Here is a 15,486-nt window from a genome sequence, read left to right as displayed (position 1 = left end):
AGTTCCTAGCTGCTTTGCTTATAGAAAAAGCTGTTTGTGGTTTACAACTGTACAAATAAAAAGCCAGAGCGTTCGATGATCCCTCTGGCTTTTCAATAAATTAGCAACGATATGAGTTCTGCTTTTCCTAGGTACCAGGAACTAGAAACCCCACGCCTTAGTTACATATAAGAATGCTCACCGGCTTCGTGATCGGTGGAATCGCGTACTGCCGTTAATTCACCAGCAAACTGTTCCACTAATTGTTTTTCAATGCCTTCTTTCAAGGTCACATCTACCATGGAACAACCATTACAACCACCGCCGAATTGAACTAAAGCGACGCCATCATCTGAAATACTGATCAGGCTAACGTGACCGCCGTGGCTCGCGAGTTGAGGGTTCACTTGGGTTTGAATGGCGTATTCAACACGTGCCATTAAAGGTGCGTCATCATCCAACTTGCGCATTTTGGCATTAGGCGCTTTAAGCGTGAGTTGCGAGCCCATTTTGTCGGTTACAAAATCGATTTCTGCTTCTTCTAAGAAAGGCAAGCTGAGTTCATCGACATAAGCATTGAAGCCTTTAAATTCAAAAACGGTATCGGAAGCTTCTACAGATTCTGGTGGGCAGTAAGAGACACCACACTCGGCGTTAGGTGTACCAGGATTGACCACAAAGACACGAATGTGGGTTTCATTGGATTGTTGTTCAAGCAATTTTGCAAAGTGTGCTTGAGCACTTTCTGTAATAGTAATTGTATCTGACACGACTAATACCTGACTGTTTTAGTGGGCTTTTGCGGTATTTTACTCCTGTTATTGCTCAGATCCAAACCTATTTAGCCTTAATTACGGATAAGGGTGTCACAATAACAAGTCTAACCTCCTGATATATAGTTGATAAAAATATCTATCAGGTACCTAAGGTTATTGACTGAATCGTGCTTATTTTGGTGATGGGGTGCGTGACAAGCAATAGACATCAATTGAGCTCACTCCAATTTTTCGTAGTGCGCGACAAAGGGGCGTAATGGTTGCGCCAGTGGTGACCACATCATCGACTAAAGCAACGTGTGAGTGCTGTGGCGGCGTGATCAGCTGGAAGGCATGCTTAGTGTTACGTTGCCTTTCTTGTTGGCTTAATCCTTTTTGTTGCGGCGTTGCGAGAGTGCGATGAAACACTTGATAATTGACTTGGCAGGGCTGACCTTGCTGACGTTGATAGCGAGCCAGTGCTTCGGCAATGTCCGCACTTTGATTAAAGCCTCGTTGCCATAAGCGACGCCAATGCAAAGGAACCGGCAGTAATTCTGGGGCAGGTTGGCTAATTTGGCTAGCCAACAAGCTCGACAAGTCATTAGCCAGCCAAAATTGACGATGATATTTGATATCTTGGATATAGTCTTTTAAAGGCGCTTGATAATCATTAAGGCAATATAAGCGATCCCACAGTGGAGGATTGGATAAACATTGTCCGCATTGCGCTACGCTGCTGGTAGTGGCTAACCCGCACCGTTGACAACGAGGCACAGATAAGGTGAGGTGCTGAATACACGTTTGGCACCATAGCAAATGAGGGTAAGTGTGCGAATACGGTTGGGCTTCTTGCAACGTTAAGCGACACAAATGGCATTGTCGAGGTAGCCAAGAGGTCAAAAAGTGTAGTAATTTCATTGGCAGAGTAATCAAAACAATCATTAAAAATGTCTGTGGTGCGATCCTCTCTTGAACGGCCACACATTGAGTATGAAATTAGTAGGGAAAATATCATGGCGTTGCATTGGCAATCACAGGGTCAAGGACCAGATTTGGTTTTGATCCATGGCTGGGGAATGAATGGTGCGGTATGGCAAGCCACAGTGGAGTATTTAGCGACTCAGTTTCGAGTGCATACGGTCGATTTACCTGGCTATGGTTTGAGTGAGAGCGCCAGTGCCACCGATCTGGATGATATTTGCCAACAAGTACTTGCTCAAGCGCCGCAGCAAGCCACCTACCTTGGTTGGTCATTGGGCGGCTTGGTTGCTACCCACATAGCCTTACACGCGCCAACACGCATTGAGGGTTTGATTACAGTAGCCAGTTCGCCAAAGTTTGCTGCTGAAAAAGGCTGGCGAGGCATTCAACCTCAAGTATTGAGTGATTTCACGGCCCAGTTAACCGATAACTTTCAAAAAACCATTGAAGGCTTCATGATGCTGCAAGCCATGGGGAGCCCGTCTGCTCGCCACGATGTGAAAGCGATTAAGCAGCAAGTATTCTCTCGTCCGATGCCCAACCCTCAAGCTTTAGCCTTAGGGTTAGATATTTTGGCGCAAGTGGATTTACGCGCGTTGTTAGCCGATTTGCAGCTGCCGTTTTTGCGCTTATATGGTCGTTTAGATGGCTTAGTGCCTAAGAAAGTGGCTGAGGATGTGTCGCAATTTGCCCCACACAGCCAATGCCATGTTTTTCCAGCCTCTTCTCATGCGCCGTTTATGACCGAGCCAGAGGCATTTTGTCGGATTGTTGAAGAGTTTATCGTTTCTAGTTGTTAAAAAGTGAGTTGGTAAGCGTTACTCGGCGTCTCGGGTGTTTCACTGCTGGTGGCTCGAAAAAGCGAAAAGACTGTTACGAGGTGCGAGAACGCTTCGCTCCGTGTTGCGAGGAAGAGCAAAAAGCAAAAGATTGGAGCGGGAGCCGAGTGCGCTTCGCTTCGTGTTGCGAGAAAAGGCTTTCCACTTAACACGCAAGCGCTCTTATCTTTTCCAAGTAACGAGCAGCGTAGCGCCCGAAACCCGAGTACCGTAACCGCTTTTCGGCTCCCGAGCGCAGCGTCCCCGCAATCTTCTACAGCACCTCGATTTTGATCCCTTGTTGCTTAATTAAAGTGGCCATTTCTTTTGGTGGTGTTTGGTCTGTGACAATAAGATCGACATCGTCAATTTTACCTAAGTTAACCATCGCATTACGGCCAAATTTAGAATGGTCGATGGGTAAAAAGACCGCGCGACTGTTTTCTATAATCGCACGTTTAACGCGAACTTCATGGTAATCAAAGTCTAAGAGTGAACCATCAAAATCAACGCCACTGATACCTAAAATCCCAAAATCTAAACGAAATTGAGAGATAAAATCCAAGGTCGCTTCCCCTGTGACACCACCATCTCGGTTGCGCACTTCACCACCGGCTAAAATGACTTTGAAATCCGGTTTGCTCATAAGGATGATGGCAGCATTGATGTTGTTAGTGACGATTCTCAGTTGTTGATGAGTATCGAGTAGGGCTTTTGCAACGGCTTCAGGTGTGGTGCCGATATCGATAAACAAGGTCGAACCATCGGGAATGTGTTTTACTAAAGCGCGGGCGATATTCATTTTTTCGCCTTGGTTCATGACTTTACGATCACTATAAGGCGAGTTTTCTGCACTGTTTGCTAAGGTAGCGCCGCCATGGTTACGGCGAATTTTATTGGCATCAGCAAGTTCATTGAGATCACGACGAATGGTCTGCGGACTGACATCAAACATTTCCACTAAATCATCGGTACTCACATAGCCTTTGGTTTTGACTATCTCGATGATTTTTTTATGCCTTTCACTTGCTTTCACTTTGATGCTCTCATTAAGAATAATAATGGGAGATTTTACGTGATTCGCTCAGTGAAAGGCAATTTATCTATTAAGTTGCACTCAGTATCATGTTCAAAACGTTATATTTATCCCACCTTTTGAGCGCAATCGAACATTTCAACATTGCTCGTTTGAGACTGTTGCTCAATGTATTGGCTAAGTTGTGCTTGTTCTTCTTGAGAAAGGACAATGCCTAACTTAGTTCGGCGCCATAACACGTCTTCACTGGTGTAAGCATGTTCATGGGTGAGTAAGTAGTCGATTTCACATTGGTAGACTTGCTGACCAAAGTGTTGCCCCATATCCGCTTCTGATTGAATCCCTTTTAGCACTTGATGCGCATTAACCCCATATTGGTGGCAATAACGACGAATGGTTTTGTCGTTCAACCATTGGCATTGTTGACGTAACTTCATGGCTAATAGGTTTTCATCATAGCCTTCACCGCCAGGTAAAATGGATTCAGCGGTCCAAGTTTTGCCCATTTGAGGGAAGAATGGCGCTAAATGTTTCATCGCCGCTTCACCCAGTTTACGGTAAGTTGTAAGCTTGCCGCCAAAGATAGACAATAATGGTGCTTGGTTACCTTGTTGCTCTAGCGATAAGGTGTAATCACGCGTAATGGCTTGCGGTGAATCGGATTCATCATCACACAATGGGCGAACCCCACTGTAAGTCGAGATGACGTCTTCTCGATGGATTTGATGGATAAAGTGTTTGTTTACAATCTCAATTAAATAATCCACTTCTTGGTCATCAATCGCGACTTTACGTGGGTCACCTTTAAATTCAACATCGGTAGTGCCAATCAGTGAGTAATCTTCCAAATAAGGGATCACAAACACGATACGTTGGTCATCATTTTGCAGAATGTACGCTTGCTCTTCGTTATGAATTTTCGGCACGATGATGTGAGAGCCTTTAATTAAACGAATGCCGTAAGGGGATTGAGCGTCCATGTTGTCAGTGATAAAACTACGTACCCAAGGACCTGTGGCGTTAACCAGCGCATGAGTTTGGCGCTCAAAGCGAGTGTTGGTACGTTTATCAAAAAGCGTCACTTGCCATAAATCGCCAACACGTTCTGCTTTTTCCACATGACAATAGTTTTTAATTTCAGCGCCATGTTGTTCTGCTTGCAAAATATTCAGCAATACTAAACGAGCGTCATCTACCCAACAGTCTGAGTATTCAAAGCCTTTGACCATTTCCTCTTTTAAAACATGAGTTTCACGGAAACTGACGCCATGGCTGCCTTTTAAGGTAGTTCGTTTGCCTAAATGATCATAAAGAAATAGACCTGCACGAATCATCCATGCCGGACGTAAAAATGGGCGATGAGGAAGGCGGAAACGCATCGGTTTGGCGATATGTGGAGCTTTTTTCAATAGCACTTCACGTTCAGCAAGAGATTCAGAAACTAAACGAAACTCATAATGCTCAAGGTAACGTAAGCCGCCATGAATGAGCTTTGAACTGGCTGATGAAGTCGCAGAAGCAAAGTCACTGGATTCAAACAAACCTACTTTTAAGCCACGACCTGCGGCATCCGCAGCAATCCCTGCACCATTAATACCACCACCAACAATGATGAGATCCAATACATCCGCTACATTTTCTTTCTTATTCATCTTAACCTCGGTTCGAATTTCTTTATTAAATGTTCGTTCGAGCATTTTATTGTAATGTACCGAAAATAAAATTCCTGTCTAGCTCATTTTATGAATAATTCGGTATAAGTTTTGTTTATGTGATTTAAGTTGTTGTTTTTATTTTGTTAAGCGGTATCTTCGTCTCTTTATGAATATCTTGTTAAGTTTGCTAATAACGATGAAGCTTTGAATGATATTGTATTATTTTAAGCTTATTTGCTCGAATGGTTAAAAAGTATGAGCGTACGCACATTTGTAGTTCTTTTTTGTTTACATCTTCTCAACATATTGTAGTTTTCCCTTCGAATTCTTCCAATAACACAAGAATGGGTCGTCAAAATGTCTATAAATAATAAAAAATTGCTCGGAGAATGCTTGTCGGAATTTATCGGTACTGGGTTGCTGATTTTTTTCGGGGTCGGGTGTGTGGCTGCTTTGGTATTAACCGGAGCCAGTTTTGGTCAATGGGAAATCAGTATCATTTGGGGGGTAGGGGTTGGACTGGCGGTATATTGTACTGCTGGGATTTCTGGCGCACATTTAAACCCTGCCGTTACGATTGCTTTTGCACTATTTAATGGCTTTGATAAGCAAAAAATACTGCCTTACATTGTCGCGCAAGTGCTCGGTGCATTTTGCGCTGCAGCCTTGGTGTACGCGTTATATGCAAACTTGTTTACAGAGTACGAAGTGGCTCATGATATGGTCCGCGGCTCTCAACAAAGTCTAGCGCTTGCAGGGATTTTCTCTACTTACCCTCATCCCGCATTAAGCTTTGCCGGTGCCTTTGCGGTTGAGTTCGTGATTAGTGCGGTGCTGCTGTATGTCATCTTGGCGCTGATCGATGATCGTAATGGTACACCGAATGGTGCAATGGCTCCGTTATTGATCGGCTTATTGATTGCGGTGATTGGGGGATCTCTTGGGCCACTGACTGGGTTTGCGATGAATCCTGCTCGTGACTTTGGTCCGAAGTTTTTCGCCTATCTTGCAGGTTGGGGTGATATTGCCTTAACCGGTGGTAAAGATATTCCTTACTTTATTGTTCCAATTGTCGCCCCTATTTTAGGTGGGTGTTTTGGTGGGTGGTTATATCCTAAAGTAACGGCTCACTATCTTGACCTTAAGAATGAAGAGCAAACTGACAGTGAGCTCGCTGAACATTCAACAGAAGTTTCAACCAATGTTTAAACATAACGATAATAAATAAACAGATTCTGAATAGGAAAACATCATGGAAAAGAAATACATCGTCGCTTTGGATCAAGGCACAACCAGTTCTCGCGCAGTCGTACTCGATCGTGATGCCAACATTGTTTGTAGCGCCCAACGTGAATTTACTCAAATTTATCCGCAAGCGGGTTGGGTAGAGCACGATCCTTTGGAGATTTGGGCATCTCAAAGTTCGACTATGGTTGAAGCTCTGGCAAAAGAAGGTCTGCATTCTGATGAAATCGCCGGTATTGGGATCACCAACCAACGTGAGACCACTATTGTGTGGAACCGCAAAACCGGTAAGCCTGTGTATAACGCCATTGTGTGGCAGTGTCGTCGTACCGCGAGTATTTGTGAAGAGTTAAAACAAGCGGGCTTAGAGCAATATATTCTGGAAAATACCGGACTGGTGGTCGACCCGTACTTTTCTGGCACCAAAATTAAATGGATTTTAGATAACGTAGAAGGCGCACGCGCTCAAGCGGAAAAAGGAGAGTTGGCGTTTGGTACGGTCGACTCATGGTTAATTTGGAACATGACTCAAGGTCGCACTCACGTGACCGATCCAACCAATGCTAGCCGTACCATGCTATTTAACATCAATACCTTAGAGTGGGATGATAAATTATTGGATGCGATGGGCATTCCTAAATCTATGATGCCGGAAGTGAAGTCCTCTTCTGAGATTTACGCGCAAACCAACATTGGTGGTAAAGGCGGGACACGTATTCCGATCGCCGGTATTGCGGGTGACCAGCAAGCGGCGTTGTTTGGGCAAATGTGTGTGGAAGCTGGGCAAGCGAAAAATACTTACGGTACTGGTTGTTTCTTATTAATGAACACCGGTGATAAAAAAGTGACCTCTAAGAATGGGTTGTTAACTACGCTGGCGTGTGGCCCGAAAGGTGAAGTGACTTACGCATTAGAAGGCGCGGTGTTTATGGGTGGTGCGTCGATTCAATGGTTACGTGATGAATTACGTTTGATCAATGATGCTGCCGATACTGAGTACTTTGCCACTAAAGTGGAAACCTCGAATGGGGCTTATGTGGTTCCTGCCTTTACCGGATTAGGTGCGCCGCATTGGGACCCATATGCACGAGGTGCGATTGTGGGCTTAACCCGAGGGGTCAACCGCAACCATATTATTCGTGCGACTTTGGAAAGTATTGCTTATCAATCGTTAGACGTTATTTCTGCGATGCAAGCCGATTCAGGTATCAAGTTAAATTTCTTAAAAGTGGATGGCGGCGCGGTAGCCAATAACTTCTTAATGCAGTTCCAGTCTGACGTGTTAAACACGGAAGTACAACGTCCAGTGGTCACGGAAGTAACTGCACTTGGGGCGGCTTATTTAGCGGGCCTTGCGGTAGGTTTTTGGGGCAGCATTGATGAGCTAAAACACAAATCAGTATTAGATCGTTCATTCCAACCATGTGCCGATGATGGCAAGCGTGTACGTCGCCATAATGGTTGGAAACGTGCGGTAGAATGCGCCAAAGGTTGGGTAACCGAATAAGTTATTCCAATGGTCTGAATAGCGATAACCAGTAGCGTTCCCAAACGGCTGGTTATCTCACAGTCAACGCACGATCAAGGCGGTATCACTATTGTTTTATCTCCTTGATTGAGCCGTTGTGTAACGATGAGCAGAAGACTCAAGTTATCTCTTTAAATTTCCTATTGTTTGATTTACGGGTTGTGTATCAGCAAGGCCAGCTATTTTTTTATCCAGGGGGGAATGGGCCGAAATATCAAAACAGATTAGGGGTTTAAAATACTCAATAATAATAAAACAGAGGTCATGATGATTCATATTTTCAAACCCAAAGCGCACATAGAGCGTTTGGCCGAGGATAAGATCAGCACCACTTATACTCGCTTACGCTGGCAACTTTTTTTAGGTATCTTTTTTGGCTATGCGGGGTATTACTTAGTTCGCAAAAACTTCAGTTTGGCAATGCCATATCTGATTGAGCAGGGCTTTACTCGGGGGCAACTTGGGGTCGCATTGTCGGCGGTGTCGATTGCTTATGGTTTATCTAAATTTTTAATGGGTAGTGTCTCGGATCGTTCCAATCCGCGTTACTTTTTAACGGTTGGCCTGGTGATGTCGTCATTAATTATGTTGTGCTTTGGTTTTATGCCATGGGCAACGGGCAGTGTCACCGCCATGTTTATTTTGCTGTTTTTAAACGGTTGGTTTCAAGGTATGGGCTGGCCTGGCTGTGGACGAACCATGGTGCACTGGTGGTCGAAGAAAGAGCGGGGTGAAATTGTTTCGATCTGGAACGTGGCCCATAACGTGGGTGGCGGTTTAATTGGTCCACTCTTTTTAGTCGGCTTGTGGGTGTTTAATGATGATTGGCGCTCGGCTTTCTATGTACCTGCTTTTGCGGCGTTGCTGGTGGCATTTTATATTTGGTTAACGGTGCGTGATACGCCGCAATCTTGTGGTCTACCGCCGATTGAAGAATATAAAAATGATTACCCGGAAGATTACAGCCAAGAGCATGAAAAAGAGCTGTCGGCCAAAGCCATCTTTTTCCAATTTGTGTTTAACAACCCTGTCTTGTGGATTATTGCGATCGCCAATGCGTTTGTGTATTTGATCCGTTATGGCGTGTTGGATTGGGCTCCGGTGTATCTTGGTGAAGTGAAACATTTCACGGTGGATAAATCTTCTTGGGCTTATTTCTTATATGAATGGGCAGGGATCCCTGGCACATTATTGTGTGGTTGGATTTCCGATAAATTGTTCAAAGGTAAACGAGCACCGGCTGGGATTTTATTCATGGTGTTGGTGACAGTTGCGGTCTTGGTGTACTGGTTTAACCCACCGGGTCAGCCAACCATTGATATGCTTGCCTTGATTGCGATTGGTTTCTTAATTTATGGTCCGGTCATGCTCATCGGTTTGTACGCTCTTGAGTTAGTACCGAAAAAAGCGGCCGGTACAGCAGCTGGTTTAACTGGATTGTTTGGTTATTTGGGTGGCGCTGTCGCAGCTAATGCGATTTTAGGTTATACCGTTGACCACTTTGGTTGGAATGGTGGCTTTATCGTGTTAACCGCCGCCTGTGTGATCTCGATTCTATGCTTTATCGTGGCGCACTTTGGTGAAGGTAAATATCGAGGTGAGTCACGCTTAAAACCGATCACCTCTTAACATCGTGACCATCAAGAAGGCCGGATTTTACACGGCCTTTACGCAGGCTTTCGATTGGCATTGCTTGAGTGACTGCTAGTTATTCGTAGTTGTGTTTACAAACAAACTAAAGAGCCGTAAGACATCGATTGAGATGCTTACGGCTCTTTTTGTACGTATTTAAGCCCGGAGGTTATACGTTATCGAGCTTTATGAGGGCAGCACATTGTCAGCCGCATGAGGTTACTTTTTCGCTTTAGCAAAGGCCGCAGCAAACGCCCCACCCATAGCCGCATTAGTCGGCTCGGGCTTACTTTGACGTTTCGATTGGCGCGGCGCTGAACGGCGCTCTGCACCTGAGCTGGCTCTGCGTTGTGATGCTTGTTCACCCGGTTCATCGGTTAAGCGCATCGACAAGCCAATACGTTTGCGTTGGATGTCGACTTCCATGACTTTGACTTTCACGATATCACCGGCTTTGACCACCTCACGTGGGTCGGAAACATAGCGATCGGTCAGTGCTGAAATATGCACTAAGCCATCTTGATGCACGCCAATATCCACGAACGCACCAAAGTTGGCCACATTCGACACCACGCCTTCTAAAATCATCCCCGGCTCTAAATCTTTAACCTCGTTGACCCCTTCAGCAAAGGTGGCGGTTTTAAACTCAGGGCGAGGGTCACGTCCCGGTTTATCCAGCTCTTTGATGATGTCAGTTACCGTTGGTAAACCAAAAGTCTCATCGGTGTAATCAGCAGCGCGTAGGTTGCGTAAAAACTCGCTATCCCCAATAAGCGCTTTGGTTGGTTTTCCTGTTTTCTCGGCAATCTTTTTCACCACAGGGTAAGCTTCAGGGTGAACCGATGAAGCATCCAGCGGGTTTTTACCATTCATAATACGTAAGAAACCGGCACATTGTTCAAACGCTTTTGGCCCTAAACGAGGTACTTTTTTGAGCGCGCTGCGTGATTCAAAGCGCCCTTGTTCATCACGATACTCCACAATATTTTGCGCCATGGTAGTCGATAAGCCTGCCACGCGAGTAAGAAGCGCGGCCGACGCCATATTGACATCCACACCAACGGCGTTTACACAATCTTCAACCACCGCATCTAGGCGTTTCGCCAGCATGCTTTGGCTGACATCGTGTTGATATTGACCAACCCCAATGGATTTCGGATCGATTTTCACTAGTTCTGCTAATGGGTCTTGCAGGCGACGAGCAATCGACACTGCGCCACGCAACGACACATCCATATTAGGAAACTCTTTGGCCGCCAATTCTGATGCCGAGTACACCGATGCGCCTGCTTCGCTGACCATGATTTTCTGCACTTTTAAGTTATTGCGCTTGATAAGCTCAGCCACAAAGGTATCGGTTTCACGAGATGCAGTGCCGTTACCAATGGCAATTAAATCGACGTTATGCGCTTTGATCAGCTTTAAAATGGTATTAGTTGAGGCTTCGACTTTGTTGTGCGGTTGATGCGGGTAAATAGTCTCAGTTGCCAACACTTTACCGGTGGCATCGACCACTGCAATTTTTGAACCGGTACGTAGGCCTGGATCTAGACCTAAGGTAGCGCGAGGGCCTGCTGGGGCCGCCATTAATAAATCTTTTAAGTTAGTGGCAAACACCTCAATCGCTTCAATTTCAGAGCGCTCTTTTAATGCACCCATCAGTTCCGTCTCAAGGTGCATAGAAATCTTAATGCGCCACGCCCAGCTGATCACTTGTTTGCGCCAGTTGTCAGCAGGAGCATTGTTAAAGTTAACGCGGTAATGGTCGGCAATAAGGGTTTCACAATACGAGCCACGCACGCCTTCTTCTTGCGCAGGATCGGCATTTAAACTTAATTGTAAAAAGCCTTCATTACGGCCACGTAGCATCGCCAAGGCACGGTGCGAAGGTACGCGACTGATCAGTTCATTATGCTCAAAATAGTCTTTAAACTTTTCACCTTCTTGTTCTTTACCACTCACCACCCGAGATTGCAGTTCGGCATTCTTTTGCAAGTAAGTGCGCACTTTATCCAGCAGGTTGGCATCTTCTGCCATGCGTTCCATCATAATTGCGCGTGCGCCATCGAGTGCGGTTTTACTATCGGCAATGGAATCTTTAATGTACTTGGCCGCTTCCACTTCTGGATCAAGTTGCGGGTTTTGCCATAACGCATCGGCAAGAGGTTCAAGGCCCGCTTCAATGGCAATTTGCCCTTTGGTGCGACGTTTAGGTTTGTAAGGCAGATAAAGGTCTTCTAAGCGGGTTTTGCTGTCGGTAGCGAGGATTTCTTTTTCCAGCTCAGGAGTCAGCTTATCTTGATCTTTGATTGATTTGAGAATGGTTTGACGACGGTCATCCAGCTCACGCAGGTAAGATAAGCGACTGTCTAAATTACGCAGTTGGGTATCGTCTAACCCACCGGTGACTTCTTTACGATAACGGGCGATAAAAGGCACGGTATTGCCATCGTCAATTAAGGTGACTGTGGCAAGAACTTGTTCAACACGAACATTCAATTCTTGAGCGATAATCTGACAGAGGGTGTTCTGTTGGCTCATAACGTCTCTCTTTATGATGCTTTATAATTGTGTGGAATTCTGCAAGGTTATTAGAGTCCGAGCAAGGATTAATTCGATTGTAGAGAAGGGGATGAGGTTTAAGGTCATTAGGAAGTGAAAAATTGCTTTGCTAAATATCTGAAACGTTTTATAAGGTTCTAATGTGTTAAACAACCTCAACTGCGGATAACTAGAAGTCACTCAATACCGCACTTTGGGCGTCTAACTTCGTTAAAATCAACGCAATAGGCCAGCTATTGACTTATGATTTTGCCTTGTTATCCATCCCAAATTGCAGTATTGAGAAAAAGTAACCAATCCTAGGTGCCTGATAGATATTTTTATCAACTATATAGCAATAGGTTAGGCTTGTTATTGTGACACTCTTATCCGCAGTTGAGGTTAAATAGGATATTGTTTTGAAAACCAAGCTGATCACCCGAGAGGGGTACAATAAGCTCAAAGCTGAACACGATCATTTATGGCATCAAAAACGGCCAGAAATTACCAAGATCGTGACTTGGGCCGCCAGTCTTGGCGATCGCTCTGAAAACGCCGATTACCAGTACAACAAACGCTTGTTGCGTCAAATCGATCGCCGAGTGCGTTTTTTACGTAAGTTCTTACCTGAAGTGACAGTGGTGGATTATTCCCCACAGCAAGAAGGCAAAGTGTTCTTTGGTGCTTGGGTGGAAATTGAAAACGAAGCCGGTGATATCAAGACTTTTCGTATCGTGGGCCCTGAAGAAATTTATGGCGATGCAAAAGATTACATCTCAATTGATTCACCGATGGCGCGTGCGTTACTTAAAAAAGAAGTGGATGACGAAGTGGTGGTGAAAACTCCAGAAGGTGATAAAGAGTGGTTTATCAATAAGATTCGTTACGAAAAAGCAAAAACAAGTTGATCAAGTCCATAAAAAAGGTATGTATTTGTTACAAATATACAGACAATCGCTTTGTTTTTTCAGTATTCTTGAAATCATGATGTCGTTGGGCAAGTATGCCCGTAAGATTAAATAGGAATAAATGAATGCAACAAGAAAATTATAAAATTTTAGTGGTTGATGACGACGCACGTCTGCGTTCATTGCTTGAGCGATATTTATCAGAGCAAGGTTTTCAAGTGCGTAGTGTTGCCAATGCGGAGCAAATGGATCGTTTGCTGACTCGTGAAAATTTTCACTTAATGGTTTTAGATTTAATGTTGCCTGGTGAAGATGGTTTATCGATTTGCCGCCGTTTACGTAAAGACAACAACCAATTGCCAATCGTGATGTTGACCGCTAAAGGTGATGAGATTGATCGCATTGTAGGTTTAGAAGTCGGCGCGGATGATTACTTGCCAAAACCGTTTAACCCACGTGAACTGTTAGCTCGTTTACGCGCGGTGTTACGTCGTCAATCGGTTGAAGCACCGGGCGCACCAAGCTCCGATGAAGAAGTGGTCGAATTTGGTGAATTCACTTTAAACTTAGGCACGCGCGAAATGTTCCGTGGCGAAGAGCCGATGCCGTTAACCTCAGGTGAGTTTGCGGTGTTAAAAATCTTAGTGACCCATGCGCGTACTCCTATGTCACGCGATAAGCTCATGAATATGGCACGTGGCCGTGAATATTCGGCAATGGAGCGTTCCATCGACGTGCAAATTTCACGTTTGCGCCGCATGCTAGAAGAAGATCCAAGCCATCCTCGTTATATTCAAACGGTCTGGGGCTTAGGTTATGTGTTTGTACCGGATGGGAAAAAAGTGTAGTACGAGGCTAGAATCTCGTTGCTCGTAACTCGAAAAAGCGCAGAGCCTAACCGCATGCGCTTTTATTTTTTGGTATAACCTCTTCCTTAATCGTATTAATCAACGGGATCGCCCATGCTTCGTTTTCGTAGTTCTCGCACACAAACGGTTTTCTTCTTAGTACTGCTGTTAATCGCCAGTCAGGTTTTGTCTTATTTGATCGTGTTTAATTATGCGTTATTGCCGAGCTTGAAGCAGTTTAACCGTATTTTATCGCATGAAGTCCGAGTGATGCTGGATGAAGAAGATAAAATGAAAAACACTGATGTGAGTGAGCGACCTTTTCGACGGGAATTATTAGCAGAATTGGGGGTGTCGATTTACCCCGATAATAGCCCTGAAGCGCAAGAGTTTTATCAAGCTTCAATGATTGAGTTTTTAAGTGAAGAAATGGGCGAACAAGTGGGCTCGCCAACTGAGGTCCGATTGATCCTTGGCAGTGATAGTTATGTTCTATGGCTAAAAATTGATGATTTACCGAATCGCTTAATTCGCATTCCATTAACTGAGCTCACCGAAAGAGACTTTGCGCCATTATTTAGAAACAGTTTATTGATTGTTCTCATGTTGATTGCTGGGATGTGGTTCTTTATTCGTTTGCAAAATCGACCATTGGTGGCGTTAGAAGCGGCGGCTAAAAAAGTCGGTAAAGGCGAAATCCCTGAACCGGTACCGGAAAAAGGCTCGACAGAAATTTTGGCGGTGACCAAAGCTTTCAACCAAATGTCGAAAGGCATTCAGGCGTTAGAGGAAGACCGAGCGTTATTGATGTCGGGTATTAGCCATGATTTACGCACGCCATTAACTCGTATTCGATTGGCGACAGAGATGATGTCTCCACAAGATGACTACTTGGCAGAAAGCATGATTAAAGACACTGAAGAGTGTAACGAAATCATCAGTCAATTTATGGATTATTTAAAACCGGCTCAAATTAGTGAGCATCAAGCGATTGATTTAAACCAGATCGTGTCGGATGTAGTGGGAGCTGAGCAAGACAAACACAGTACCTCATTTGAGTTGCAAGTTGAAAAGAATATTCGTCATGCTTTAGGTGAAGCGGTCGCGATGAAACGGGTAGTGTCGAACTTGATTGTTAACGCGATTCGTTATGGCGGAGGGTGGATCAAAGTCTCAACGGGCATGACCGCCGATAACAAGCTGGTGTGGGTAACGGTCGAAGATAATGGCCCTGGGATTGATAAGAGCAAATTAGAGTCGCTGTTTGAACCGTTCACCCGAGGCGATGCGGCTCGTGGTAGTAGTGAAGGTGCTGGATTAGGGTTAGCGATTGTGAAACGGATCGTCAGCCAGCATCAAGGAGCGATTTTAGTGACAAACCGCAGTGAAGGTGGGCTAAAAGTTCAGATTAGCTTTCCGACCGTGAAGAAGAAAAAAGGCTAAAGCGAGCGGAAGAGCTGTAGAGCCGAGTTACGGGGACGCTGCGCTCGAGAGCCGAAAATACGGCGCAAAGAACGGATTGTTGTGAGTGACGTATTTGGTGTTGTGTCGAAGGTA

The 15,486-nt window shown here is 44.9% G+C and carries 12 protein-coding genes; 7 read left to right on the top strand and 5 right to left on the bottom strand.

Annotation, left to right across the window (positions count from 1 at the left end):
* Nucleotides 1-161: 161 nt before the first annotated feature.
* Both nfuA and VCA1004_RS10460 read right to left on the bottom strand, forming a co-directional pair.
* A complete protein-coding gene (gene nfuA / locus VCA1004_RS10465) occupies nucleotides 162-749 on the bottom strand; it encodes a Fe-S biogenesis protein NfuA (protein ID WP_086981704.1) in 588 nt (195 codons plus the stop codon).
* A gap of 177 nt (nucleotides 750-926) precedes the next feature.
* Nucleotides 927-1,679, bottom strand: a complete 753-nt coding sequence (locus VCA1004_RS10460; RefSeq protein WP_232012598.1) for a ComF family protein — start codon at nucleotides 1,677-1,679, stop codon at nucleotides 927-929.
* Between the two features lie 71 nt (nucleotides 1,680-1,750).
* Between VCA1004_RS10460 and bioH the strand changes: the two genes are divergently transcribed.
* Nucleotides 1,751-2,518 (top strand): pimeloyl-ACP methyl ester esterase BioH, encoded by a 768-nt coding sequence (bioH, locus tag VCA1004_RS10455; RefSeq protein ID WP_086981703.1) that lies wholly within the window; start codon nucleotides 1,751-1,753, stop codon nucleotides 2,516-2,518.
* 292 nt (nucleotides 2,519-2,810) lie between these two features.
* Here the strand turns inward: bioH and VCA1004_RS10450 are convergent, their stop codons facing one another.
* Together VCA1004_RS10450 and glpD are read right to left on the bottom strand one after the other, a co-directional pair.
* Nucleotides 2,811-3,572 (bottom strand): DeoR/GlpR family transcriptional regulator, encoded by a 762-nt coding sequence (locus VCA1004_RS10450; RefSeq protein WP_086981702.1) that lies wholly within the window; start codon nucleotides 3,570-3,572, stop codon nucleotides 2,811-2,813.
* A gap of 107 nt (nucleotides 3,573-3,679) precedes the next feature.
* Entirely contained in the window at nucleotides 3,680-5,224 is a 1,545-nt protein-coding gene (gene glpD / locus VCA1004_RS10445) for a glycerol-3-phosphate dehydrogenase (RefSeq protein WP_086984573.1), read from the bottom strand.
* Nucleotides 5,225-5,584: 360 nt separating this feature from the next.
* Between glpD and VCA1004_RS10440 the strand changes: the two genes are divergently transcribed.
* The 3 genes from VCA1004_RS10440 (at nucleotide 5,585) to glpT (ending at nucleotide 9,629) form a co-directional block, all read left to right on the top strand.
* The gene (locus VCA1004_RS10440) at nucleotides 5,585-6,436 is read left to right on the top strand and encodes an MIP/aquaporin family protein (protein WP_086981701.1); all 852 of its coding nucleotides are present in this window, start codon (nucleotides 5,585-5,587) and stop codon (nucleotides 6,434-6,436) included.
* 43 nt (nucleotides 6,437-6,479) lie between these two features.
* Nucleotides 6,480-7,979, top strand: coding sequence for a glycerol kinase GlpK (glpK, locus tag VCA1004_RS10435; protein WP_164520854.1), 1,500 nt, complete (start codon nucleotides 6,480-6,482; stop codon nucleotides 7,977-7,979).
* A 288-nt stretch (nucleotides 7,980-8,267) separates the two neighbouring features.
* Nucleotides 8,268-9,629 (top strand): glycerol-3-phosphate transporter, encoded by a 1,362-nt coding sequence (glpT, locus tag VCA1004_RS10430; protein WP_086981699.1) that lies wholly within the window; start codon nucleotides 8,268-8,270, stop codon nucleotides 9,627-9,629.
* Between the two features lie 222 nt (nucleotides 9,630-9,851).
* Here the strand turns inward: glpT and VCA1004_RS10425 are convergent, their stop codons facing one another.
* Nucleotides 9,852-12,173: a Tex family protein gene (locus tag VCA1004_RS10425; RefSeq protein ID WP_086981698.1), complete on the bottom strand. Its 2,322-nt coding sequence runs from the start codon at nucleotides 12,171-12,173 to the stop codon at nucleotides 9,852-9,854.
* 419 nt (nucleotides 12,174-12,592) lie between these two features.
* On the opposite strand from VCA1004_RS10425, the gene greB reads away from it, so the two are divergent.
* From greB to envZ, 3 genes are all read left to right on the top strand, one after another.
* On the top strand, nucleotides 12,593-13,081 hold the full coding sequence (greB, locus tag VCA1004_RS10420; protein WP_086981697.1) for a transcription elongation factor GreB: 489 nt from the start codon (nucleotides 12,593-12,595) through the stop codon (nucleotides 13,079-13,081).
* Nucleotides 13,082-13,206: 125 nt separating this feature from the next.
* Nucleotides 13,207-13,929, top strand: coding sequence for an osmolarity response regulator transcription factor OmpR (ompR, locus tag VCA1004_RS10415; RefSeq protein ID WP_086981696.1), 723 nt, complete (start codon nucleotides 13,207-13,209; stop codon nucleotides 13,927-13,929).
* A 114-nt stretch (nucleotides 13,930-14,043) separates the two neighbouring features.
* Nucleotides 14,044-15,372, top strand: coding sequence for a two-component system sensor histidine kinase EnvZ (gene envZ, locus VCA1004_RS10410; protein WP_086981695.1), 1,329 nt, complete (start codon nucleotides 14,044-14,046; stop codon nucleotides 15,370-15,372).
* Nucleotides 15,373-15,486 lie beyond the last annotated feature (114 nt).

It is taken from the genome of Vibrio aphrogenes (genome assembly GCF_002157735.2).
GTDB classification, from domain to species: domain Bacteria; phylum Pseudomonadota; class Gammaproteobacteria; order Enterobacterales; family Vibrionaceae; genus Vibrio; species Vibrio aphrogenes.
The sequence above is the reverse complement of the archived record's forward strand: the minus strand, read 5'-3'. Positions and strand labels throughout refer to the sequence as shown.

Bases quoted from the DNA above. Each gene is read 5' to 3' on its own strand.
- VCA1004_RS10460 (WP_232012598.1), bottom strand. From the start codon at position 1,679: ATGATTGTTTTGATTACTCTGCCAATGAAATTACTACACTTTTTGACC.
- ompR (WP_086981696.1), top strand. From the start codon at position 13,207: ATGCAACAAGAAAATTATAAAATTTTAGTGGTTGATGACGACGCACGT.
- glpK (WP_164520854.1), top strand. From the start codon at position 6,480: ATGGAAAAGAAATACATCGTCGCTTTGGATCAAGGCACAACCAGTTCT.
- VCA1004_RS10425 (WP_086981698.1), bottom strand. From the start codon at position 12,173: ATGAGCCAACAGAACACCCTCTGTCAGATTATCGCTCAAGAATTGAAT.
- glpD (WP_086984573.1), bottom strand. From the start codon at position 5,224: ATGAATAAGAAAGAAAATGTAGCGGATGTATTGGATCTCATCATTGTT.
- envZ (WP_086981695.1), top strand. From the start codon at position 14,044: ATGCTTCGTTTTCGTAGTTCTCGCACACAAACGGTTTTCTTCTTAGTA.
- bioH (WP_086981703.1), top strand. From the start codon at position 1,751: ATGGCGTTGCATTGGCAATCACAGGGTCAAGGACCAGATTTGGTTTTG.
- VCA1004_RS10440 (WP_086981701.1), top strand. From the start codon at position 5,585: ATGTCTATAAATAATAAAAAATTGCTCGGAGAATGCTTGTCGGAATTT.
- glpT (WP_086981699.1), top strand. From the start codon at position 8,268: ATGATTCATATTTTCAAACCCAAAGCGCACATAGAGCGTTTGGCCGAG.